Source organism: Mesorhizobium sp. WSM4830 (assembly GCF_055811495.1).
The window spans coordinates 1-21983 of the sequence record NZ_JBVVQI010000020.1 but is presented as its reverse complement, the minus strand read 5'-3'; the positions used below and the strand labels follow the sequence as shown (position 1 = coordinate 21983).

Here is a 21983-nt window from a genome sequence, read left to right as displayed (position 1 = left end):
GGCTACCGATCACGCCCTTCACAGCATCTGTTCAAGCAGGGCTGGCGCGTGCTCGATGTTTCTCTTATATCCGCGGGAGAGTTTGTCCCGTTCTCCAGGATCAATTGCCGGGTTTGTCCAGCGATAGGCTGCCCATTTCCCTTGTCCAGGATTGCGGAAATCGCATGGCGCGCCGTTGGGTTGCGCATTCGGTACAGGGCCGCATTTTGACTGCTTGGCCTTGACCGGATGCAAAAGCGCGGCCATGTGAGCGACACATTGAACGAGATTTCGTCGCGCGCAGCGGAATTCTTCTGCCGCATCACAACTGATATGAGACCGTATGGACGTCGTCGTCGTCGAATCGCCGGCCAAGGCGAAGACAATCAACAAATACCTCGGCAAGAACTACAAGGTTCTGGCCTCGTTTGGCCATGTCCGCGATCTGCCGGCCAAGGATGGCTCGGTGCGTCCGGATGAAGACTTTGCCATGTCCTGGGCCGTCGACACCGCGTCTGGAAAGCGTCTCGCCGATATCGCCAAGGCGGTCAAGGACGCCGACGGGCTGATCCTCGCCACCGATCCGGACCGCGAGGGCGAAGCGATCTCCTGGCATGTCCTGGAAGTGTTGAAGCAAAAGCGCGCGTTGAAGGACAAGCCGGTCAGCCGCGTCGTCTTCAACGCCATCACCAAGGCGTCCGTGCTGGAGGCGATGGCCAATCCGCGCCAGATCGATGCGCCGCTGGTCGATGCCTATCTCGCCCGCCGCGCGCTCGACTATCTGGTCGGCTTCACGCTGTCGCCCGTGCTGTGGCGCAAGCTGCCCGGCGCCCGCTCCGCCGGCCGCGTCCAGTCGGTGGCGCTGCGTCTGGTCTGCGACCGCGAATCCGAGATCGAGCGCTTCATCCGCGAGGAATACTGGCAGGTCGCTGCCATTCTCGGTACGCCGCGCAAGGAAAATTTCGAGGCGCGGCTGACCGCCTTCGAGCGCAAGAAGCTGCAAAAGCTCGACATTTCCAACAAGGCGCAGGCCGACGACATCAAGGCGATGCTGGAAGGCGCCAGCTTCAAGGCGGCGTCGGTCGAAGCCAAGCCGACCAAGCGCAATCCCGGGCCGCCCTTCACCACCTCGACGCTGCAGCAGGCAGCCTCATCGGGTCTCGGCTTTTCGGCCAACCGCACCATGCAGGTGGCGCAGCGGCTCTATGAGGGCATGGAGATCGGCGGCGAGACCACCGGCCTGATCACCTATATGCGAACCGATGGCGTGCAGATGGCACCGGAGGCGATCTCTGCCGCACGCGATGCGATCGCCAAGGAATTCGGTGCCAAATACCTGCCTGAAAAGCCGCGCTACTATTCCGCCAAGGCCAAGAACGCCCAGGAGGCGCACGAAGCGATCCGTCCGACCGATTTCATGCGCACGCCGGCTTCCGTCAGGCAGTATCTCGACGCCGACCAGGCGCGGCTTTACGAGATGATCTGGAAACGCGCCATCGCCAGCCAGATGCAGCCGGCCGAGATCGAGCGCACCACGGTCGAGATCGAGGCCATCAACGGCCCGCGCACCGCCGAGCTTCGTGCTGTCGGCTCGGTTGTTCGCTTCGACGGCTTCCTTGCCGCCTACATCGAGCAGAAGGAAGAAGATTCGGAAGACGAGGAAAGCCGCCGCCTGCCCGAGGTCCGTGCCGGCGAGCAGCTCACACGCGAGGCGATCAACGCTACCCAGCACACCACCGAGCCGCCGCCGCGTTATTCGGAAGCTTCGCTGATCAAGAAGCTGGAAGAGCTGGGCATCGGCCGGCCGTCGACCTATACGGCGATCCTGAAGACGCTCGAGGATCGCGATTACGTCACCATCGACAAGCGCAAGCTGGTGCCACAGGCCAAGGGCCGGCTATTGTCAGCCTTCCTCGAAAGCTTCTTCGAGCGTTATGTCGAGTACGACTTCACCGCTTCGCTCGAGGAGAAACTCGACGAAATCTCCGACGGCAAGCTCGCCTGGAAGGACGTGCTACGCGATTTCTGGAAGGATTTTTCCGGCGCCGTCGCCGACATCAAGGAGCTGCGGGTCACCGACGTCCTCGATGCATTGAACGAGGAACTGGCGCCGCTGGTGTTTCCGGCGCGCGAAGACGGTTCGAACCCGCGCATCTGTCCGAAATGCGGCACCGGCAACCTGTCGCTGAAGCTCGGCAAGTTCGGCGCCTTCGTTGGCTGCTCGAACTATCCCGAATGCTCCTTCACCCGCCAGCTCGGCGACGCCGCCAATCCCAATGGCGAGAACGGCAATGGCGAAGACGGCACCAAAGTGCTCGGCAAGGACCCCTATACCGCCGAGGAGATCACGCTGCGCAATGGCCGGTTCGGCCCCTATATCCAGCGCGGCGACGGCAAGGATGCCAAGCGCTCCAGCCTGCCCAAGGGCTGGACTGTCGATTCGATCGATCATGAAAAGGCGCTCGCCCTGTTGTCGCTGCCGCGCGACGTCGGCAAGCATCCGGAATCCGGCAAGATGATTTCGGCCGGGCTGGGGCGCTACGGGCCGTTCGTGCTGCATGACGGCACCTACGCCAATCTCGACAGCATCGAGGACGTGTTCTCGATCGGCCTCAATCGCGCCGTCTCGGTGATCGCCGAGAAGCAATTGAAGGGCAAAGGCGGCCGCAATGGCGGCACCGCCGCTGCGCTCAAGGAACTTGGCGAGCATCCTGCCGGCGGCGGCAAGATCGTCGTGCGCGACGGCAAATACGGGCCTTATGTGAATTTCGGCAAGGTCAATGCGACACTGCCGAAGGGCAAGGATCCGCAATCGGTGACGATCGAGGATGCGGTTGCGCTCATTGCGGAAAAGGAAGCCAAGGGCGGCAATGGCGCCAGGAAGCCCTTCCGCAAAGCGGCCGCGCCTGCCAAGAAACCGGCTGTGGCCAAGAAACCGGCGGCCAGGAAAAAGGGATAGGACGGGTTGGCGCGCAAAATCTCCGGAAGAAGCCACGGCGATCTGCGCACCGCCGATACCCGCGCCAAGGTCAGGGATAATTACCGGCCTTCGCGTGACGAGATACTGCGTTACATCGCCGAAAATCCGGACCGCGCCGGAAAACGCGACATCGCCAAGGCGTTTGCGCTGCGCGGCGAAGACCGTATCTGGCTGAAGGACGTCTTGCGCGACCTGCAGGATGAAGGCCTGCTGACCAAGGAGCGCAAGCGGCTTGCCCGTGTCGGCGCCCTGCCCCACGTCGCGGTGCTCGACATCTTCGGTCGTGACGCCGACGGTGTGCTGCTGGCGCACCCGACCGAAGCGATCGGCAATGGCGAACCTCCGGTCATAGCGATCCGCGTGTCGCGCGGCGGCAATGGCCCGACGCCGGGCATCGGCGACCGGGTGCTGGCCAAGACCTTTCCGACCGACGATCCGGCAGGCCCGGCCTATACCGGCCGGGTGATGAAGATATTCGAGAAGCGCACCGATGCGGTTCTCGGCGTTTTCCGTGTGCTGAAGGACGGCACGTTCCGCATCGAGCCGGTTGAAAGGCGCCAGCCGGAGCTGGTCGTCGACAAGGAATTCCAGAACGGCGCCAAGAACGGCGACCTGGTCGAGGTCGAGCCGGCGCGGGCCTCGCGCTACGGGCTGCCGCGAGCCAAGGTTCTGGCGGTGTTGGGGTCGCTGACCAGCGAAAAGGCGGTCTCGATGATCGCCATCCATGCACACGACATTCCGCATATTTTCCCGGCCGACGTCATCGCCGAGGCGGAGGCGGTCAAGCCGGCGACGCTTGCCGGCCGCGAGGATTGGCGCGAGCTGCCGCTGCTCACCATCGATCCGGCCGACGCCAAGGATCATGACGACGCGGTGTTCGCCATTCCCGACACCGACGAGAAGAACGCCGGTGGCGTGGTTGTCACCGTCGCCATTGCTGATGTCGCTGCATACGTGCGTTACGGCACGGCGCTCGATCGCGAAGCGCTAAAGCGCGGCAATTCGGTCTATTTCCCCGACCGCGTCGTGCCGATGCTGCCGGAGCGCATCTCGAACGACCTCTGTTCACTGCGCGAGGGCCAGGATCGTCCGGCGATAGCGGTGCGTATGACTTTCTCGGCCGATGGCCACAAACTCAGACACTCGTTCCATCGCGTCATGATGAAGTCTGCGGCGAAACTCGCCTATCAGCAGGCGCAAGCGGCGATCGACGGTGCACCGGACGACACGACTGGCCCGATCCTCGATGCGGTGCTGAAGCCGCTATGGGACGCCTACGCGATCCTGAAGCGCGGCCGCGACACGCGCCAGCCGCTCGAGCTCGATCTGCCGGAGCGCAAGATCCTGCTCAAGCAGGACGGCACCGTCGACAAGGTCGTCGTGCCGAAGCGGCTCGACGCGCACAAGCTGATCGAAGAGTTCATGATCCAGGCCAACGTCGCCGCCGCCGAGACACTCGAGGCGAAGCGTCAGGCGCTGGTCTACCGCATCCACGATGCGCCCTCTCTCGCCAAGCAGGAATCGCTGCGTGAATTCCTGCAGACGCTCGGCCTGTCGCTGGCGCGCGGCGCGCAGATGCGGCCGAACCAGTTCAACGGCATCCTCGCTCGCGTGCGCGGCGCCGACAATGAGGGGCTGGTCAACGAAGTGGTGCTGCGCTCGCAGAGCCAGGCCGAATATTCGCCCGCCAATATCGGCCATTTCGGCCTCAATCTTAAGCGCTATGCGCATTTCACCTCGCCGATCCGCAGATATGCCGACCTGATCGTGCATCGCGGGCTGATTGCCGCACTCGGCCTTGGTCCGGGGGGCCTGACGCAGGACGAGGCGGAGCGGCTGGAAGAGGTCTCGGCACTGATTTCCGCGACCGAGCGGCGCGCGATGGCCGCCGAGCGCGACACGGTCGACCGGCTGATCGCCGCCTATCTCGCCGAGCGCATCGACGACCGTTTCGACGCCCGCATTTCGGGCGTGACCAAATCGGGCCTGTTTGTCCAATTGCCGCAGTATGGCGCGGATGGCTTCATTCCGGTTTCAACCCTGGGCGGCGACTACTATATATACGACGAAACTGCTCGATCGCTTTTCGGAGAACGCACAGGCAAGGGCTATCAGCTTGCTGATCGCGTCGAAGTTCGCCTGATCGAGGTGGCGCCGATGGCCGGCGCGATGCGTTTCGAGATGCTGACCGAGCCAAAGCCGCTGCCCGGCTCCAAACGGTCGTTCCACAAGGCCAAAGGCCGCGCCCGGGCGTCGCAATCGCGCCCAGGCACGCGCGGCAGGAGACGGTAATGCCAACAGAACTGCAGGTGGAAGAACGGGTTTTTGGCGGCGAACATCACTCGGGTCGGACCGCCCGGCCGCTATGGACGGCAATGAAGCGCGGCATGCTCGGCCGCTGCCCGCATTGCGGCGAGGGCAAGCTGTTTCGCGCCTTCGTCAAGACCGTCGACAAATGCGATCGTTGCGGCGAGGAGCTCCACCACCATCGCGCCGACGACCTGCCGGCCTATCTCGTGGTTGTCATTGTCGGCCACATCGTGCTCGGTGCTTTCATGGGTGTCGAGGCGACCTCGACGCTGTCTACCTGGCAGCACATCGCCATCTGGGTGCCATTGACCATCATTCTCGCCGTCGTCCTGCTGCAGCCGGTCAAGGGCGCTGTCATCGGCCTGCAATGGGCGTTTTATATGCACGGCTTTGGCGGTGAAGAAGATCTGATCGAGTCGCATCCCGAGGCTTGAAACCGAGGCTGGCGCAAATCGGCATGGCTGGACGCCACTTTCGCATCGGAGAAGATTCCGCTAGGTCGAGCGCATGGACGTTATGACCAAGGCGGAAGTCGACAAGGTTGAGCGGATCGCGCTCGATGCCAAGCCTATACGCCCGCGTGACGCCGCGACGCTGATCCTGCTCGACCGCAAGAGCGACGAGTTCCTGGTGCTGATGGGCCGGCGCCACGCCGGTCATGCCTTCATGCCGGGAAAATTCGTGTTTCCCGGCGGCCGCACAGACCCAGCCGACAGCCGCATCCCGACAGCCACCGCACTTCATCCAGAGGAAGAAGCGAGATTGACCGCTGGCATCGGCCGCACCAGCCCGGCCCGTGCCCGCGCCATTGCCCTGTCGGCAATCCGGGAAACCTATGAGGAGGCCGGCTTGCTGATCGGCCAAAAAGGCACCTTCGCGACCGCCAAGAGCGACTGGCAGGGCTTTGTCGAGCACGGCGTCATCCCATCACTGCAAGCGCTGCGCTTCGTCGCACGCGCCATCACCCCGCCCAACCGGGTGCGCCGCTTCGATACGCGCTTTCTCGCGGCATGGCGCGACGATGTCGCGGTGCAACTGCCGGATGGCGGTCCGACCGATGAGCTGGAAGACGTCGTTTGGTTGCCATTGGCCAAGGCCAGGCAAGCCGATATTCCAGACATCACGCGCACGGTCCTGGAGGAGCTGGAAAAGCGGCTCGCCCGGGATCCGCTGCTGAGCCCCGGCGGTCCGGTGCCGTTCTACCGGCTTGTCCGCAATCGCTTCGTCCGCGAAATTCTCTAGAGCAGCCAGGCATTTCATGACAGTGGATACCCAGCGAGAGGTCGAGGAACGCGTACACTGGCTGCCGATGGTCGCAGCGATCTCGTCGATCAGCGTCGTCGGTATCGCCATCGGACTTGGCATGCCACTGCTCAGCGTGATCCTGGAGACGCGTGGCCATTCCGCGTCGATGATCGGTCTCAACACCGCGGTCGCGGGCCTCGCCTCGATCGCCGGCGCGCCGCTCGCCACCCCGCTCGCCATGCGGTTCGGGGTCGCCTGGACGATGCTTGCCATGATCGCCGCCGGGGCACTGGCCTTTGTCGGTTTCCATTTCGCACCAGCCTTCTGGATGTGGTTTCCGTTGCGCGTGCTGCTGCATATCGCGCTGACGGTGCTGTTCATCCTGTCGGAATTCTGGATCAGCACCTCGGCGCCGCCACACCGGCGCGGACTGGTCCTCGGCATCTATGCCACCGTGCTATCTCTCGGCTTTGCCGCCGGGCCTTGGCTGTTCGCCCATCTCGGCAGCAGTGGCTTCCTCCCCTTCGGCGTTACCATCGCCTTGGTTACGCTCGCTGCCATACCGGTCTTGGCGGCACGCAACGAGAGCCCGACGATCGTCTCGGACGGCGAAACCAGCAATTTTCTACGTTATATCTGGCTGGTGCCGACGGCCACCGCGGCCGTGTTGGTGTTCGGCGCGGTCGAGACCGGCGGCTTTGCCCTGTTCCCGGTCTACGGTAACCGCATCGGCTACTCAGAGGCGGACGCCGCCCTTTTGCTCACCATGATCGGGCTTGGCAACGTGCTGTTGCAGATCCCTATCGGCATGATCAGCGATCGCGTCAGCGACCGCCGCTATCTGCTGATGGCCTGTGCCACCGTCGGACTTGCCGGCACGGTCTTCATGCCGTTCTTCGCGCAGAACTGGCATTTGATGGCAGCGCTTCTGTTCGTCTGGGGCGGTGTGGTCGCTGCCATGTACACAATCGGTCTGGCGCATCTTGGCTCGCAGCTTTCCGGCCATGAACTGGCCTCCGCCAACGCCGCCTTCGTGCTTTGCTACGGCGTCGGCATGGTGCTTGGCCCGCAGGCAATCGGCATCGGCATGGACGCTTTCGGGCCGTCGGGCTTCGGTTGGGCGCTCGGCCTGTTCTTCGCCTGCTATATCGTGCTGGTCGGCACCAGGCTGCTCCGCAAAATCCTCTGAGTCGGCCCAGCTGCCGACATCGCTCCCACTGCTGACCAACTCCTGACACAACCATGTCAGGAGGGCTCGAGTATATGCTCCCCCAAAGTGCATAAGCAGGGAGACCTCGGATGATCGATAGTGGCTTTGAAACGAAATCGCTGCGGATGGAATTGCTGCTGCTGGTGACCTTTCAGGCACCGGCAGCCGACATCGACCGCATCATGGAGGCGGTGGTCGCGATCGCGCCGCTCAGAATGGGCAAATATGACAGCAATGCCTTTCAGTCGGCGGACGGCATCGAACGCTACCGGCCACTTGAAGGTGCCGCCGCCGGCGCCGAGGCGGAATTGCGCAGGCGGCCAGGGACTGTCGAAGTGTCGTTCGAACTGCCTGACGACCAGAAGCTCGCCGCTCGCGTCGTCGAAGCGATTTACCAGCTTCACAGCTATCAGGAGTCGGTGATCCGCATTCAGCCACTGCTTGCCAGCCGCTCCAAGGGCCTCGACGACCGCGCCAATCCGAACCGCTGGTGGAACACGACGGGGGACTGGAACAAGGTTGAGCTGGCCACAGCGGACGCATGAGCGTTGCGGTCAGCTCCTTTCTCCCCGTTTTTCCAGGGAAATCGGCAGCCCCGTCGACAACGCTCCCTCGCGACGCTGGTGATTGGCGAAATCCGAGGCGACGGCCAATCTCCCCCCAAGTGGGGGAGATGTCCGGCAGGACAGAGGGGGGCGCTGTCCCGCCAGCCTTGCCGTGATGTCCGGCCTATGCGTGGCGCAGGTCGGTAAAGGATTTACGATGCGCCAGCCAGACCAGCCTCGATGACGATGTGCTGGCAGACATTGCCAATATCGCGAATGATATCGTCGTTCCAGAAGCGCAGGATAATCCAGCCATCCTGTTGCAGACGCTTCGTCCTTACTTCGTCACCTGTGGCCGCTTGGCGTTTGCGCGGTGTTGCGGAGGCAATGGCGTGTGCGGCATCGTCACTTCTCCCGGAATGTTGAGAAACTCCCAAGCTCGAAGACTATAGAGGTCGGCACTCTACGTCGCCCCCCTCTTCCCTGCCGGGCATCTCCCCCACAAGGAGGGAGATTGGCGGCTTCGCCGACGGCGCCTAAACAGGCTGTCGTAGCTGGGGTTGACTTTCCGGGCGCGTTCTTTATGTGTCGCGGCAAGTTTCCCGCGTCCGGGTGTTTCCCCGTGCTCCAGCGGCCAAAACTCCACGAACATTAACGGACGAACATCATGGCCAAAGCCGCAAACATCAAGATCAAGCTTCTGTCGACCGCCGACACCGGTTTCTTCTACGTGACCAGCAAGAACAGCCGCACCAAGACGGACAAGCTGTCGTTCCGCAAATACGATCCGGTCGCCAAGAAGCACGTCGAGTTCAAGGAAACCAAGATCAAGTAATCGGGTTTTCTCTCGCAGTACCGAAACGCCGCCTTCCGGGCGGCGTTTTTCGTTTCGGGGATGCAGGACTAGCCGATGCGACCGCCGCTTGCCGGATCGAACAGATGCAGCGATGCCGGATCAGCCGACAGGCGCACGGCCTCACCCGGCTTCACGCTCGCGCGGCCCATGGCGAAGACGCAGACCTGCTGGCCGGCAAGCCTGGCATAGAACTGGGTCGACAGGCCGAGCGGCTCCACCACGCCCACCTCGCCTTTCAGCGCGCCATTGTCGGCGAGCCGGATATGCTCGGGCCGCAAGCCGACGGTGATCGCATCGCCATCCCTTAGCGGCATGCCGTCCGGCAGCCTCAGCTTCTGGCCGTCGGCCAGGATGGCATCCGGCTTGGCGCCCTTTTCAACCACGGCAGGCAGAAAATTCATGCCGGGCGAGCCGATGAACCCGGCGACGAACATGTTGACCGGCCGGTCGTACAGATCGAGCGGCGCACCGACCTGCTGGACGAGGCCGTCATGCATGACGACGATGCGGTCGGCCATTGTCATGGCTTCGGTCTGGTCGTGGGTGACATAGACCGAAGTGGTCTTCAATTGCTGGTGCAGCGCCTTGATCTCGGCACGCATGTGGACGCGCAGCTTGGCGTCGAGGTTCGAAAGCGGCTCGTCGAAGAGAAAGACCTTCGGGTCGCGCACGATGGCACGGCCCATGGCGACGCGCTGACGCTGGCCGCCGGACAATTGCCGCGGCAGGCGCTGCAGAAGCGCATCGAGCCCGAGCCGCCTGGCGGCACCGTCCACCCTTGCATCGATCGCCGGCTTGCCGGCCTTCCTCAGCATCAGGCTGAAACCCATGTTCTTCGACACATCCATGTGCGGATAGAGCGCGTAGGACTGGAATACCATGGCAATATCGCGATCCTTTGGCGCGATGTCGTTGACCAGGCGCTCGCCAATATGGATTTCGCCGTCGGAGACCTCCTCCAACCCGGCGATCATGCGCAGCAGGGTCGATTTCCCACAGCCGGACGGGCCGACCAGAACGACGAACTCGCCGTCGGCGATTTCGAGATCGACAGCGTGCAGAACGCGCACGGCTCCATAGTCTTTGCGGACTTTGTCGAGTGTAACGGAGGCCATCGATCTATCCCTTGACGGCGCCGGCGGTAAGGCCGGTGACGAGGTAGCGTTGCAGGAAGGCAAAGAAGACGCAGACCGGGATCAGCGCCAGGATGGAAGCAGCCATCATCTGTCCCCAGTCGACCGCGAATTTGCCGATATAGGTGAGCAGGCCGACCGCGAAAGTCTTCTGGTCGTCGCTGGAAATCAGCATCAGCGCAAACAACAACTCGCTCCACGCGGCGGTAAAGACGAAACCGAGCGTCGCCCCCATGCCGGGCAGCGTCAGCGGCACGATCACCTTGCGCATCGCCTGCAGGCGCGTGCAGCCGTCGATCATGGCTGCCTCTTCCAGATCTCGCGGAATGCCGTCGAAGAAGGACTGCATCAGGAAGGTCGCAAAGGCCGTATTGAAGGCGGTGTAGATGATGACGAGGCCGGTCAGGCTGTTGATGAGACCGATCTGCCCCATGATGCGGTAGATCGGCGGAATAACCATCACCAGCGGAAAAGTCTGGGTGAGCAGAAGCAGGATGGCCAGGGTGGCCTTGCCGCGGAAGGAAAATCGCGACATGGCATAGCCGGCCAGCGCGGCAATGACCGTTACGAAGGCTGCCGTCGACACCGAAACGATAACGCTGTTCAGGAAGTAGCGCGGAAAATCAGTGGCTTCGAGCACGGTGACGAAGTTCTGCAGCGTCGTTTGCGACGGCCAGAAAGTGATGCCTTCGGAATAGAGCAGCCGCTCGGGCGTGACCGAGATCTTCAACGTCCAGAAGATCGGGAACAGCGCGAAGGCCATATAGGCACCGATGGCGCCGTAAAGGCCGATGCCGCCGACAACGCGCGAGGAGACGGAGCGTCCGGCAATCATCAGACGTGCCTCACCAGCGAGCGGCGGATGCCTATCAGCGCAATCGCATAGACGATGAGCAGCACAAGCAGCAGCACCGCCACCGCCGAGGCATAGCCCTTATCCAGTGACTTGAACGCGCTGACATAGATATAGACCGGCACCGTTGCGGTCGAACCGGCAGGCCCGCCTTCGGTCATGACGAAGATCAGGTCGGCGAAGGTCGCGATCCATATGGTGCGCAGCATGACGGTAATGACGATGGTCGGCGCCAGGAACGGCAGCGTCACCTTGGTGAAGCGCTGCCACGGCGAGGCGCCGTCGATCGCCGCCGCCTCATGCAGTTCCGACGGGATCGACTTCAACGCCGCCAAAAGCGTAATGGCAAAAAAGGGAATGCCGAACCAGACATTGGCGACGATCGGTCCCCACATGCCTGTTGAGGGATCGGAGAGAACGTTGGTTGGCTCGGCTTTCAGTCCAAATGCATAGAGCCAATGCGGCAGCGGCCCGATGATCGGATTGAACAGCCAGGCCCAGGTCAGGCCCGAGAGGAAGGATGGTACCGCCCAGGGCAGGAACACCACCGCCTGCACGATCTTTCTGCCCCGGAACGGTGTGTCGAGCAGCAGCGCCAGGCCAAGTCCAAGGAAAAATTGGAAGAACAGGCTGGCTGCCGTCCACCACAGCGTGTTGACGAGCGCCTGCCCGAGCACGGTATCCGACAGCATCGCCTGATACTGCCCAAGCCCGACATATTCGGATTTGAAAGCGGAGAATTTGCGGAACGAGTAGCCGATGCCGATGACCAGCGGCACCAGCAGCACGACGACCAGCAGCACGATCGCCGGGCTGAGATAGAGCCAGGGCTCGATCGCGGCATGGGACAGCCGCTTCTTTCGCGGCCTGCCGGCGGATCGTATTTCGGACACGGCATAGGTCATACGGACAGCTCTGTTGCAGGCGGCTCTACGGTGACAGGCGGGTGCAGCGACGGCGACAGCGCCCTTCTCCCCGTTCACGGGGAGAAGATGCCGGCAGGCAGATGAGGGGCGGAGCCAGCCCGGCAGAACGTAGCGCTGCCCCTCATCCGACCCTATCGGGCCACCTTCTCCCCGCAAGCGGGGAGAAGGAAAGGAACAAAAGCTATTTCTTGTTCTTGGCCAGCCAGTCCTGCTGTTCCTTGGTCAGGAACTTGGCCCATTCGTCGGCCACGTCCTTGGCCGCCTTCTGGCCAAGCAGCACTTCCTGAAAATTCTTGATCGCCACCTGGTCGACGAAATTGCCGAGATTTTCCAGATGCGTCGGCGGCGTCACCATCTCGTATTTGTCGCCGTTGTTCAGTTCCTCGAACCAGCCTTTGAACTGCTCGGTCCTGAAGTGAGCGTCCTGGTCGGCGCCGTTATGGATCGGAATGACGCCGACTTCCTTTGCCCACTCCAGATTGTCCTTGGGCGACAACAGCGTCGCCATCAGCTTCCAGGCATCGTCCTTGTGCTGGGAATTGGCGAACATCGCCCAGCCGGCATAACCGAGCGTCGGATAGGATTTGCCGCTCGGCCCGACCGGCATCGGCGCCACGGCGAAGTCGTCGGCGCTCATCTTGTCGGCGATGCCGAGCAGCGCGTCGGGATCCTGGTTCAGCATGGCGCAGGTGCCGGAATAGAAGCCGGTGACGGTCTCGTTAAAGCCCCAGCTCACCGCATCTTTCGGCGCCAGGCCGTTCTTGTACATGTCGGCGAGCATCTGCAGGCCCTTGACCGAGCCTTCCTCGTTGATCGTCGAGGTGCCGTCCTCGTTGAAATAGCCCCCCTTGCCGGCGGCGATGTTCATGAACATATGCATGCCGTTGAAGGCGCCCGGGCCGCCGCGCAGGCAGTAGCCGTATTTGCCCGGTATCGCCGAGATCTTCTTGGAGTCCTCGACGAATTCATCGAGCGTCGCCGGCGGGCCGTCCAGGCCGGCCTCCTTGAACAGCTTCTTGTTCCAGAACAGCGCGTTCAGGTAATAGCCGTAAGGGATCATGTACTGCTTGTTATCGACCGTCGAGCCGAACTGCTTGGCACGCTCGCCTAGCGTTTTGGCATCGTCCCATTTTGCCATGTATGGCCCGAGATCCTCGAGCTGGCCGTTGGTCGCATAGAGACCCATCCAGCGCTCCGGCATCTCGACGATATCGGGCGTGTCGCCGGCCTGCACCATGGTGAGGAACTTCTCGAACGCCTGTCCCCAGGGCAGCGATACCAGCTCGACCTTGACACCCGGATTGGCCGCCTCGAATTCGGCGATCTGCTTCTTGAGGAATTCGGTACGCGGCGGACTGGTAATGACCTCGACCATCTTGACCGTGGAATCGGCCAGCACGCTGCCGGCGGAAATCGCCAGACCCGCGACGGCACCAAGAAGGATGCTCAGTTTTTTCATGTTCAGCACTCCCATTTTGAACGGCTCCTTTATCTTTTTGCTCTGTCGAAGGCCTGGGCAACATCCGCCCACAGGTCTTCGACACTTTCCAATCCGACACTGAAGCGGATTGTTCGCGGGCTGACGCCGAAGCGCGCCATCGAATTCAGGCCCGGCGTCTGCTCGAGCGAGGCCTTTGCCGGAACGACCAGGCTCTCATGGCCGCCCCAGCTGACGCCGATTCGAAAGAGTTTCAGCGCATCGACGAAAGCCGGGATGTCGACGTCTTCCGTCACTTCGAACGAGAACAGCCCGGCATAGCCGGCAAGCGTCGCCTTGCCTGGATGGTTGGAATAGGCCGGGTGGTTGACCCGCTCGACATGGCCATGCGCCTTCAGCCGTTCGGCAATGGTCAGCCCGCTCTTCATGTGATGCGGCAACCGCAGCGGCAATGTGCGCAGGCCACGCAGCAGCAGCCAAGCCTCGAAAGGCGAAAGTTTGCCGCCGAGATAGGAATAGGTCTGCTCGTTGATGTGTCGGATATGGGCAGCCGAACCGGCCACCACACCGGCGACGGTATCGCTGTGGCCGCCGAGATATTTCGAGGCCGAATGCAGCACCAGGTCGACACCGTGCGAAATCGGCTTCTGGAACACCGGGGTCGCCCAGGAATTGTCGATCGAGGTGATAATGCCCTGCTCTTTGGCCAGCCGTGCCAGATGCGTTACGTCCTGGAGCTCGAACATCATCGACGTCGGGCTTTCCAGGTAGAGCAGTTTGGCGCCGGGAAGTGCTGCGGCGACCGCGTCCGGATCGGACCCGTCAACATAGTCGACCTTGATATTGAGCCGAGGCAGAAGCCGCTCGAACAGCCGGTAGGCGTCGCCGTAGCAATTGCGCACGACGACCATCCGCTCGCCGGCACCGACGAAAGCAAGCACCGTGGCGCTAATCGCCGCCATGCCGCTGGAAAAGCCGCGCGCGGCCTCCGCCCCTTCGAGAGCGGCGACACGCGCCTCGAACTCCATGACCGTCGGGTTGTCGCCGCGCGAATAGATCGGCTGGCGTCGCCTGCCGGCGAATGTGTCGGCCATCTCGGCATAATTCGCGAAGGTGAAGAGCGAAGTCTGGTAGATCGGCGGGACCACCGCGCCGCCGGGGAAAGGCGCGTCATGGGCGAGAAGCGTCGCCGCCTCGGCGAGATACTCGTTTTCGAAATCGGCGGAATGGTCGCTCATTTCTGGCCTGAAAGTTCGAGTTTGGCCGCGCCGCGCTTCAGATCGTCCTCGACGGTGGCGATCAGCTTGAGCGCCTCGGCCCGAGCCCCCTCAGGATCGTGCGCGGCGATGCGTTCGTAGATGGTGCGGTGGTAAGGAAAGCTGGCGTGGCCGAAGTCGCGCACGCCGAGCGGATGTTCCCAGAAACGGTGGAACAGCTCGTGCATGGCGGCTATGATCTGCTCGAACAGCGGATTGCCGGACGTGCGATAGATCGACTGATGGAATTCCCAGTCTTCCTCCGCCGACATGCCGGCGCGCGTGTGAAAGGCCTGCTCCATAATGTCAAGCTTGCGCGCGATCTCGGCGATCTCGGCCTGGTCCGCGCGGATGGCGCAAAGGGCGGCGGCCTCCGCTTCCAGTGCCCGGCGGATTTCCAGTGTCTGCATCAGGCTGGTGAAATCATTGCCGCCAGCCAGCGTCAGCGGCATGTGCAGCATGTCCAGCGAGACCACTCCCTTGAGATAGGTGCCGCTGCCTTGCCGCCGTTCGACCAGGCCGAGCCCTTCCCAGCGCGTCAGCGCCTCGCGCACGGTGTTGCGGCTCACCTTGAGGCGCTCGGCAAGGATGCGTTCGGTCGGCAGTCTCTGGCCGGGTCCGAGAGCTTCCCGCATTACAAAGCCGGCCAGCGCCTTGAGCACCGCGTCGTCGCGAGCAGTTGCCTGTATGGGGGAAAGGCCGAATTCGGTCATGCCAAGGGTCCCAAATGGCTCAATGGTCCAACCAATTTCTGCATAGAAGACTGGGCCCTGTCAATCGGCTGCGGGCATATGCGTACCGCCCCCAGCGTGCTGATCAAGGCATGGCCTAGCTGCCACGACAAAAAGCCAGCATTTTCTGGATGCTGACGCAGAGTCCTGATGTGTTTTGAAAATTGGGGGCCGGCCGGCGTTTGGCAGCGGTACGAGGAGGCCACTATGTGCCAGCGCCGGCCGGCCGACCCCACGGACCCAGGAGATGCGGCGGACCTGAGCATCATGGGGTATTCTTTGGGTCGAACCGGCGATCTAGCCTCGTGCCGGTTACGTCTAAGGGCTGCACATTTGCGCAACAACTTATGAAAATCAACAGTTTCTTAACCAAGCCTCCCAACTCGCTTGGATTAAGGTAAATTCGTAACCTTGTCGGGTTGACTGGCTAATTCGTCTGTGGTGCTACGCCGCCTTGGCGACGACGCGATTGCGGCCGCCGCTCTTGGCCTCGTAGAGCGCGAGGTCGGCGCGTTTCATCAGCGCCGCGACCGTGTCCACCCCTTTCAACACCGACGACACGCCGACGCTGACGGTGACTTCGACGGCCTTGCCTTCGGTGCCGACGGCAAACGGCAGCTGGGCGATTTCGGCGCGAATGCGCTCGGCGACCTTTTCGGCTACCGCGCCGTCCGTGTCCGGCATCACCACGACGAACTCCTCGCCACCGAAGCGGCAGGCTAGATCGATGCCGCGGACATTCTTGCGCAGACGCCGCGCGAATTCGCGCAGCACGTCGTCGCCGCCGTCATGGCCATGCGTATCGTTGATGCTCTTGAAGCGGTCCAGATCGGTGATCATCACCGACAGCGGCCGGCGCCGTGCCACGGCGCGATCGAACAGAGTCTGCAGATGGCTGTCGAGATAGCGGCGGTTGTGCAGGCCGGTCAGGGCATCGGTCACCGCCATCTCGATGGTCTGGGTGACGCTGGCGCGAAGCTGGTCGTTGTAGCGCTTGCGGCGCACCTGCGTGCGCAGCCGCGCGGTCAGCTCCTGCTGGTCGATCGGCCGCATCAGATAGTCGTTGATGCCGAGTTCGAGGCCGCGGATGATGCGCCCCTCCTCGCCCTCGTCCGCCAGAAGGATGATCGGCAGGAAACGGGTGCGATCGAGCGAGCGCAATTGCGAGCAGAGCCTCAGCGGGTCGAAATCGGCGAAGGCCGTCGAGATCATCACGCATTCATAGGGCAGCTCGGCGGCCTGGAAGAAGCCGGCGTGCGGATCGTTGGCGACGTCGAGATCGGCACTGCCGCGCAGCATCTTCTGGATGCGCTCGAACGAGGATTTGCGCTCGTCGACCAGCAGCACCTTCGGCACGGCATCATCGGTGGCGAAGTTGCGGCTCAAAAGCTCCTCGATGCCGATATTGCGTGTCGTCGAGGCGCGCAGCCGCAGCTCGTCGGTGAGCGATTTCAGCCTGACCAGACTCTTGACGCGCGTCATCAACTGCAGATCGTTGACCGGCTTGGTCAAAAAATCGTCGGCGCCGGCCTCGAGGCCGCGCACCCGGTCCGAAACCTGGTCGAGCGCGGTGATCATCACGACCGGGATGTGCGATGTCGCCGGGTCGCCCTTCAGCCGCCGGCAGACCTCGAACCCGTCCATGTCGGGCATCATCACGTCGAGCAGCACGACGTCGACCTTGCCGTTCTCGCAGATCTCGATCGCATCCGGCCCGTTGGTGGCGGTCAGAACCTCGAAATATTCGGCGAGCAGCCGAACCTCCAGCAGCCTGACATTTGCTGGGATATCGTCGACGACGAGGATCCGCGCGGTCATTTCACAAAGCTCCGGCTCGGCTGGAAAGATACATCAGGCATCGCCCAGGTAGGATTTGATGGTCTCGATGAAACGCGGCACCGAGATCGGCTTGGAGATGTACGCCTCGCAGCCGCCCTGGCGGATGCGCTCCTCGTCACCCTTCATCGCGAAGGCGGTGACGGCGATGACCGGGATGACGTGGAGATCGTCGTCCTCCTTCAGCCATTTGGTGACCTCGAGGCCCGACACCTCCGGCAGCTGGATGTCCATCAGGATGAGGTCCGGCCTGTGCTTCCGCGCCAGATCCAGCGCTTCCAGGCCGTTGCGTGTGCGCACCGTCTCGTAGCCGCTCGCTTCGATGAGGTCGCGAAAGAGCTTCATGTTGAGCTCGTTGTCCTCGACGATCATAACCTTCTTAGGCATCGATTTCCCGTCCCGGCTGGCCTTCCACTCGAAGGGTGCCGTCATGCGCCCCTTGTCGGCACGCACCAAACCTGTTCCCACTATACGGCAATATGATTGACGAAACGGAAACCGGCTGCCCGAAAAGCGTTCGGATTCCAGGTCGGCGAGCTTGCTGCCGGCGACACTTGCCACTACTGCGAAAACAGAACGATTCCGCCCATGAAGGAAGGTAGCGATGGCAAACGCAGCGTCAATGCGCGAGGAAGCGGAAACCATTGCCGTAAAGGCGTTGGGCTTCGTCGCCGCCGATCCGGAACTTCTGCCCCGCTTCCTGGCGATCACCGGCATCGAAGCCCATTCCATCCGCCAGGCGGCGGGCGAGCCGGGATTCCTGGCCGGCGTGCTGCAGTTCATCCTTGCCCACGAGCCGACGCTGATGCGTTTTTCCGAGGAGACCGGAACGCCACCCGCCGCAGTGGGCAAGGCGTTGCGCGCTCTGCCGCTCGGCGACGACAATCATGAGCATTCAACATAAGCGGCGATCCCGAGACAGCGGACAGATCGAAGAACTTGCCGCCGACAACGGGCCAGTGCTGATGCTTTATGGCGTTGCCTCATCCCCACTGTCGTCCGTCCCAACGGGGTCGGCCGGCTTCAGCATGGCGCCGTTGACCGTGACCGAACCGTCTGCCTTAGCGTTGACGACCCATTCCAGTCGACCATCCGGCAGTGCCTTGCCGAACCCTTTGACGGCGAGTGCGAACGGAAAATACTGTGCCGCTTCCGGTTCGGTCTTGGCCGCCGTCTGCAGGGCCTCCACGATCTTGTCATAGCCCGCGACATCGATGGTTATGCTCGCCTCGGGCTTCTTGCCGGGGAACGTCATTTCACCTTCCATCGCGACTTCGACATTGCCGTTCTTCACGGTGCTGTGCCCCAGGACCAGCTTGGGGGTCTTGGCCAGGAAATCAGCGGAAATCTGGTCGCCGAAATCGCCCGGCAACGGCGGATTTTTATTAAGATCAAGCGTTTCGATGGCTTTTTTCGCTATGCTGTCGAGATCGATGTTGGCGCCGCCGAAACTGAGGTCGATATCCGTCGGCAACAACGCGACGCTCCAGCTGGGCAGCATCTGCTGCGGCAGCGTCAGGCCGGCGGCCTTGATCGCATAGGTTATCTGACCGTTCTGCAAGATACCGTCCATCCCGACCGCCGTGCTCAACTGTGTCGCACCGAAATTGCCGAGCTGGGTCTCCACCACGAAATCCTTGAAGCTGTAGGTGCCGTCTATTCTTTCCCACAGCGGTAATACGGCGAGCAGACGCGACTTGAACTCCGCTTGGTTCGCCTTGAGCTTGGCCTCATCCTCGTTGGCCACGGCGAAGGCAAGTAAATCGAGCAGCGGCTTTGTCCGCATGCCCTTGCCCGTCGCATCCACCGCCGCGTGCGGCGACTTGACATTGTATGAGAATTTCAGACCGCTCTTGGGATCGTCCAGTCTGACGGTTTCGGCAAAGGCGGTCATTGTCTGTGAATACGCAAAATCTATGCCGCCATTCGCTGATTTCGTCGCGCTCATGCTGCCAGCGCCGCCTTCCGCAGACACTTCCACATTCTGCAGCGGGCTTTTTACACTCATCGTGACGCCCGAAGTGGAACCCGAGGCGTTCACAAAGGCCGCTAGATCAGGGTCATAGATACCGGCGAACTTGTTGTCCGACACGGAGAAGTCGATGTGCTGCGCCCCCTCCGGACCGACGAAATCAACAGATCCCTTCGGAGACACGTCCACCGAAACGTCCCACTGACCATCTTTGCGCGGCTTCGCCAGAACGAAGTAAGGCGTGGAGTCCAACTTGAAGGATTGCTGCTTTGCCAGCAAATCCGTGACCGGCTTGAAGTCGAAAGCGATCTTGTAGGCATTGCCCTCGACTGAAACTTTCACGAACCCAATGTCGAACGGCTTCTTGCCGAAATAGTGCGCCAGATCGTCGGAAAGCCGTTTTGCGCCTTGATTGTCAACGGTCTGGGCGAAGGCGGGCGCGCTGAGCGCGAGAGCGAAAACAAGTGCCAAAACACGCTTCACGTTTGTTCTCCGTTGATCTCGGAAGGCGAAATTGCTTCATGCTTCTGGTAGGGAAATACCATCACAACCGCAAGACGAAGACAGTACGCCAGGCAATTGTCTTGCTAAAGTACCAGCCGCACCAGCGGCCGGCCCGGCTTGCGCTCGACCAATCGCTGGAACCCGGCTTTTTCGAAGACCCGCGACGAGCCGACGAACAGCCCGATCGAGCGCGAATCCTTCGACAGGTCGATCGGGCAGGCCTCGATCAGCCGGGCGCCATTTTCCCGTGCAAAGTCGATGCCGCCTTCGACCAGGCGGTGCGACAGTCCCCTGCCGCGTGCCTTGGCGCGGATAAAAAAGCAGGAGATCGCCCAGACGCCTGGATCGCTGGCATCGGCGGGGTCGAGCGGCGCCGACCCCCTGCCCTGGTTATTCCACTCGGGCACGTCGGCGCGCGGGCCGATCTGCATCCAGCCGACCGCCTGGCCGCCCTCGAAGGCCAGCAGGCCAGGTGGTGGTCCGGCCTCGATCCGGGCTTTGATGTGGTCCTTGTTCCGCTCCCGGTTGCTCGCGCGGCGCGCTGCCGGCGACAGCCGGAAATGTGTGCACCAGCAGCCGTAGCAGGCGCCTTGCTTACCGAAAAGATCTTCGAAATCCGCCCAAAGCTCGGGCACTAGCGGCGCTATGGTCGTATTCATGAGCTCTCTCCCGGCCCACCGCCTTGTCGTGGCGTCCGTCCTGACGTACCATTGCATTTGTTCTCTTTATGTTCGCAGCGATGGCGGCTCCTGTCAACAATCCCGAACACGGTTTTTGCCGCGACTGCCTGAGTTTTCAGCGCAGCGAGGCACGCCGTTGCGAGCGCTGCGGCAGTCCACGGCTTGCCCGCCATCCGGAGCTCTACCGGCTGCATCTTGCCCATGTCGATTGCGACGCCTTCTACGCGGCGGTCGAAAAGCGCGACAACCCGGCGTTGAAGGATCGGCCGTTGATCATCGGCGGCGGCAAGCGTGGCGTCGTCTCCACGGCCTGCTACATCGCCCGCATCCACGGCGTGCGCTCGGCGATGCCAATGTTCAAGGCGCTCGAAGCCTGCCCGGAAGCGGTGGTCATCCCGCCGGACATGGAAAAATACGTCCGCGTCGGCCGCGAGGTGCGCGCCATGATGCAGGCACTGACGCCGCTGGTCGAGCCGCTCTCGATCGACGAGGCTTTTCTCGACCTCGCCGGCACCGAGCGCCTGCATGGCCTGCCGCCCGCGGTGGTGCTGGCGCGCTTCGCTCTCAGCGTCGAAAAAGAAATCGGCATCACCGTTTCGGCAGGCCTGTCCTACTGCAAGTTCCTGGCCAAGGTGGCGTCGGACTTCCGCAAGCCGCGCGGATTTTCGGTGATCGGCGAGGCCGAGGCGATCGGCTTCCTGGCCGAGCAGCCGGTGACGCTGATCTGGGGCGTCGGCAAGGCCTTTGCCGCCACGCTCGAGCGCGACGGCATCCGCACCATCGGCCAGCTGCAGCGCATGGAACGCGGCGACCTGATGCGCCGCTATGGCGTGATGGGCGACCGGCTCTACCGGCTTTCGCGCGGTGAGGACGACCGTCGCGTCGTTCCCGACCAGGACGCGAAAAGCGTCTCGGCGGAGACCACTTTCGACACCGACATCGCCTCCGTCGACGAACTGGTTTCGGTGCTGAGGGCGCTGTCGGAAAAGGTCTCGGCCCGGCTGAAAAAATCCGGCATTGCCGGACGCACCGTCGTCCTCAAGCTGAAGACCCAGGATTTCAAGATCCGCACGCGCAATCGCCAGCTCGGCGATCCGACCCGGCTGGCCGACCGCATTTTCTCGACCGGGCTCGAGCTACTGCACAAGGAAGCGGATGGCACGAAATACCGGCTGCTCGGCATTGGCGTCAGCGATCTCTCCGACGATGACAGGGCGGACCCGCCCGACCTGGTCGACGTCCAGTCACGCAAGCGCGCCATGGCCGAAGGCGCTATCGACACGCTGCGCGGCAAGTTCGGCCGCAGGGCGGTGGAAACTGGCTATACCTTCGGCAAGGGCCGCGATGCGCACCCGCCCGAACCGATCGAGGACTAGTGGTCTGACGCTGCCGATCTCAATACGCCGTCGTCATCCTGGGGCGAAGCAAGGAGCGAAGCGACGCGCAGACCCCAGGATCCATATGTGGACGGCCCCCTGCTTGCAAGGTGTGGCTCAGGTCTGATCGGATCGCTTGCATCCATATGTCCG

Annotated in this window: 21 protein-coding genes; 9 read left to right on the top strand and 12 right to left on the bottom strand. The window is 62.5% G+C overall.

What is annotated here, in order from left to right; genetic code table 11:
- Window positions 1–18 precede the first annotated feature (18 nt).
- A complete protein-coding gene (locus AC0L2Y_RS23075) occupies window positions 19–246 on the bottom strand; it encodes a hypothetical protein (RefSeq protein WP_473559684.1) in 228 nt (75 codons plus the stop codon).
- 76 nt (window positions 247–322) lie between these two features.
- On the opposite strand from AC0L2Y_RS23075, the gene topA reads away from it, so the two are divergent.
- The 6 genes from topA (at window position 323) to AC0L2Y_RS23045 (ending at window position 8269) form a co-directional block, all read left to right on the top strand.
- Window positions 323–2938 carry a type I DNA topoisomerase gene (gene topA / locus AC0L2Y_RS23070; protein WP_473559682.1) on the top strand — a complete coding sequence of 872 codons (2616 nt, stop codon included), beginning with the start codon at window positions 323–325 and terminating at the stop codon, window positions 2936–2938.
- A 6-nt stretch (window positions 2939–2944) separates the two neighbouring features.
- Complete coding sequence (gene rnr / locus AC0L2Y_RS23065) at window positions 2945–5251, top strand: ribonuclease R (RefSeq protein WP_473559681.1); 2307 nt, start codon at window positions 2945–2947, stop codon at window positions 5249–5251.
- Entirely contained in the window at window positions 5251–5703 is a 453-nt protein-coding gene (locus AC0L2Y_RS23060) for a DUF983 domain-containing protein (RefSeq protein WP_352667881.1), read from the top strand. The genes rnr and AC0L2Y_RS23060 overlap by 1 nt, the downstream gene beginning before the upstream one ends.
- Window positions 5704–5776: 73 nt before the next feature.
- Window positions 5777–6511, top strand: coding sequence for an NUDIX hydrolase (locus AC0L2Y_RS23055; protein WP_473559680.1), 735 nt, complete (start codon window positions 5777–5779; stop codon window positions 6509–6511).
- Between the two features lie 16 nt (window positions 6512–6527).
- Window positions 6528–7703: an MFS transporter gene (locus AC0L2Y_RS23050; RefSeq protein WP_352667885.1), complete on the top strand. Its 1176-nt coding sequence runs from the start codon at window positions 6528–6530 to the stop codon at window positions 7701–7703.
- 110 nt (window positions 7704–7813) lie between these two features.
- Window positions 7814–8269 carry a YqfO family protein gene (locus AC0L2Y_RS23045; protein ID WP_473559679.1) on the top strand — a complete coding sequence of 152 codons (456 nt, stop codon included), beginning with the start codon at window positions 7814–7816 and terminating at the stop codon, window positions 8267–8269.
- Between the two features lie 212 nt (window positions 8270–8481).
- On the opposite strand, the gene AC0L2Y_RS23040 is transcribed toward AC0L2Y_RS23045, so the two are convergent.
- A complete protein-coding gene (locus AC0L2Y_RS23040) occupies window positions 8482–8706 on the bottom strand; it encodes a DUF559 domain-containing protein (protein WP_473559677.1) in 225 nt (74 codons plus the stop codon).
- A gap of 230 nt (window positions 8707–8936) precedes the next feature.
- Between AC0L2Y_RS23040 and rpmG the strand changes: the two genes are divergently transcribed.
- Window positions 8937–9104 carry a 50S ribosomal protein L33 gene (gene rpmG / locus AC0L2Y_RS23035; RefSeq protein ID WP_006201775.1) on the top strand — a complete coding sequence of 56 codons (168 nt, stop codon included), beginning with the start codon at window positions 8937–8939 and terminating at the stop codon, window positions 9102–9104.
- Window positions 9105–9172: 68 nt separating this feature from the next.
- On the opposite strand, the gene AC0L2Y_RS23030 is transcribed toward rpmG, so the two are convergent.
- From AC0L2Y_RS23030 to AC0L2Y_RS22995, 8 genes are all read right to left on the bottom strand, one after another.
- The gene (locus AC0L2Y_RS23030) at window positions 9173–10240 is read right to left on the bottom strand and encodes an ABC transporter ATP-binding protein (protein WP_473559675.1); all 1068 of its coding nucleotides are present in this window, start codon (window positions 10238–10240) and stop codon (window positions 9173–9175) included.
- 4 nt (window positions 10241–10244) lie between these two features.
- The gene (locus tag AC0L2Y_RS23025) at window positions 10245–11093 is read right to left on the bottom strand and encodes a carbohydrate ABC transporter permease (RefSeq protein WP_473559673.1); all 849 of its coding nucleotides are present in this window, start codon (window positions 11091–11093) and stop codon (window positions 10245–10247) included.
- Complete coding sequence (locus tag AC0L2Y_RS23020; protein WP_473559671.1) at window positions 11093–12016, bottom strand: carbohydrate ABC transporter permease; 924 nt, start codon at window positions 12014–12016, stop codon at window positions 11093–11095. Before AC0L2Y_RS23020 ends, AC0L2Y_RS23025 begins: the two co-directional genes overlap by 1 nt.
- A gap of 202 nt (window positions 12017–12218) precedes the next feature.
- Window positions 12219–13496, bottom strand: coding sequence for an ABC transporter substrate-binding protein (locus AC0L2Y_RS23015; RefSeq protein WP_031212851.1), 1278 nt, complete (start codon window positions 13494–13496; stop codon window positions 12219–12221).
- A gap of 29 nt (window positions 13497–13525) precedes the next feature.
- Window positions 13526–14713, bottom strand: a complete 1188-nt coding sequence (locus AC0L2Y_RS23010; protein WP_473559669.1) for a PLP-dependent transferase — start codon at window positions 14711–14713, stop codon at window positions 13526–13528.
- Window positions 14710–15444 (bottom strand): FadR/GntR family transcriptional regulator, encoded by a 735-nt coding sequence (locus AC0L2Y_RS23005; protein WP_473559667.1) that lies wholly within the window; start codon window positions 15442–15444, stop codon window positions 14710–14712. The genes AC0L2Y_RS23010 and AC0L2Y_RS23005 overlap by 4 nt, the downstream gene beginning before the upstream one ends.
- A gap of 462 nt (window positions 15445–15906) precedes the next feature.
- Window positions 15907–17280, bottom strand: coding sequence for a PleD family two-component system response regulator (locus AC0L2Y_RS23000; RefSeq protein WP_473559666.1), 1374 nt, complete (start codon window positions 17278–17280; stop codon window positions 15907–15909).
- Between the two features lie 33 nt (window positions 17281–17313).
- Window positions 17314–17730 carry a response regulator gene (locus AC0L2Y_RS22995; RefSeq protein WP_473559806.1) on the bottom strand — a complete coding sequence of 139 codons (417 nt, stop codon included), beginning with the start codon at window positions 17728–17730 and terminating at the stop codon, window positions 17314–17316.
- Window positions 17731–17902: 172 nt separating this feature from the next.
- Between AC0L2Y_RS22995 and AC0L2Y_RS22990 the strand changes: the two genes are divergently transcribed.
- Window positions 17903–18202 (top strand): DUF3572 domain-containing protein, encoded by a 300-nt coding sequence (locus tag AC0L2Y_RS22990; RefSeq protein WP_473559665.1) that lies wholly within the window; start codon window positions 17903–17905, stop codon window positions 18200–18202.
- 66 nt (window positions 18203–18268) lie between these two features.
- Here AC0L2Y_RS22990 and AC0L2Y_RS22985 read toward each other — a convergent pair whose 3' ends face one another.
- Together AC0L2Y_RS22985 and AC0L2Y_RS22980 are read right to left on the bottom strand one after the other, a co-directional pair.
- On the bottom strand, window positions 18269–19753 hold the full coding sequence (locus AC0L2Y_RS22985) for a hypothetical protein (protein WP_473559663.1): 1485 nt from the start codon (window positions 19751–19753) through the stop codon (window positions 18269–18271).
- Between the two features lie 104 nt (window positions 19754–19857).
- Window positions 19858–20433, bottom strand: coding sequence for a GNAT family N-acetyltransferase (locus AC0L2Y_RS22980; RefSeq protein ID WP_473559662.1), 576 nt, complete (start codon window positions 20431–20433; stop codon window positions 19858–19860).
- Between the two features lie 68 nt (window positions 20434–20501).
- On the opposite strand from AC0L2Y_RS22980, the gene AC0L2Y_RS22975 reads away from it, so the two are divergent.
- Window positions 20502–21830 (top strand): DNA polymerase IV, encoded by a 1329-nt coding sequence (locus tag AC0L2Y_RS22975; RefSeq protein ID WP_473559660.1) that lies wholly within the window; start codon window positions 20502–20504, stop codon window positions 21828–21830.
- The last annotated feature ends 153 nt before the right edge of the window (window positions 21831–21983 follow it).